General features: G+C 58.0%; 1 protein-coding gene and 1 pseudogene. Both read right to left on the bottom strand.

Features of this window, described 5'->3' with window-relative positions; translation table 11 throughout:
- Window positions 1-306: 306 nt before the first annotated feature.
- Window positions 307-639: pseudogene (locus BSU04_RS43200) on the bottom strand (transposase); the annotation flags it as partial.
- A 190-nt stretch (window positions 640-829) separates the two neighbouring features.
- A partial coding sequence (locus BSU04_RS47275; protein WP_218827387.1) for a hypothetical protein occupies window positions 830-1,136 on the bottom strand: 307 nt, incomplete at its 5' end.

Genomic DNA, 1,136 nt, shown 5'->3' with positions numbered 1-1,136 from the left:
GACAGCCGACTGTATGCCTTTTGGCTCAAGCCTGACAGCGCCTTTGGCTTGCTACTAATCACGACGTTTACCAGCAGTTCGCATTTGCTAACCATACTGCCCAACCTTGCACCCCATCCGCCGCGGCGCTGGCAGAAAACGACTTCCTCTCACGAGGTCACCGTTGCTCAATGAGCGGGTTACGTTGTCCCGGTGGCTTCACACCGGATCGTTACCAATCCCGCATGCACCGGTAGGTTACGGCTGACGGAACAGCCGGTTTCCTGTCTGGCTAACAACGCCAGATGAAACAATCCCTTACGCGACATCACATCGCACCATGCGCTTTAGTGTGCCCGATATCTGCTGAGGCGACCATTTCCACTCAAGGAGAGTGAGAACGATGCGCCAGCAGACGCTTTGGAGACAAAGCTTATTGGGGCGCCGTCCGGCGTTGCGGCGTGCGACGCTCAGCGCTTGAGCCGGCTGGGATGAATAGCCAACCGCAGAGCTATTTCGCGACAGTTCACGGCTAACGGTGGCTGCCGAGCGCCCGAGTATCCTGGCCATGGCGCGGATACTCACGTCCTGCAGCCGCAGGCTCGCGATCACTAGGCGCTCTTCAGGTTGGAGTTGTTGGTACGAAATTTTGTCGGGCATTGCGACACCTTATACGAGATAGGTGTTGCACTTCGCTTTTGAGGCCGCCATGCGTCAAGCCGTCATGCTCCTACCACAAGGTGCTGACGCGAGCGCCCCTTCACGGATCGTCATTGAGTCGCTGTGCCAAGCAAGGACCTGCCGATCAGCAGCATCGCCGAGGCTACAGCAAACCAAGGTCGTCAGGCACCTACTGGCCAAGAAGCGGTAAATGCGCTGGGCTGACGAAGTGACGCATTGCATGGCGCAGGTCAAGGTCGCGGTTTTCAACGGGCGATTCTCGCTCCGCCGCATCTCGGCGCACCAGAAAGCCGCGGCACCGCAAATGCATCGGGCAGCAACGATGGCGAGAGCGTGCGAAAGCTGGGAGGCTCGCCGAGACAGCAAATCTTGATTTCTGCGCGACACCTGTTTCGTGTGGAGTACGATCGATATCGCAACGGCGGGAGAAAGCTATCCGGTTGATAATCGAAGCAAGGTTGGCAGATGGAGACAGC

The sequence above is a fragment of the Caballeronia sordidicola genome, from assembly GCF_002220365.1.
Lineage (GTDB): Bacteria > Pseudomonadota > Gammaproteobacteria > Burkholderiales > Burkholderiaceae > Caballeronia > Caballeronia sordidicola_C.
This window is presented reverse-complemented; position numbering and strand designations above follow the sequence as displayed.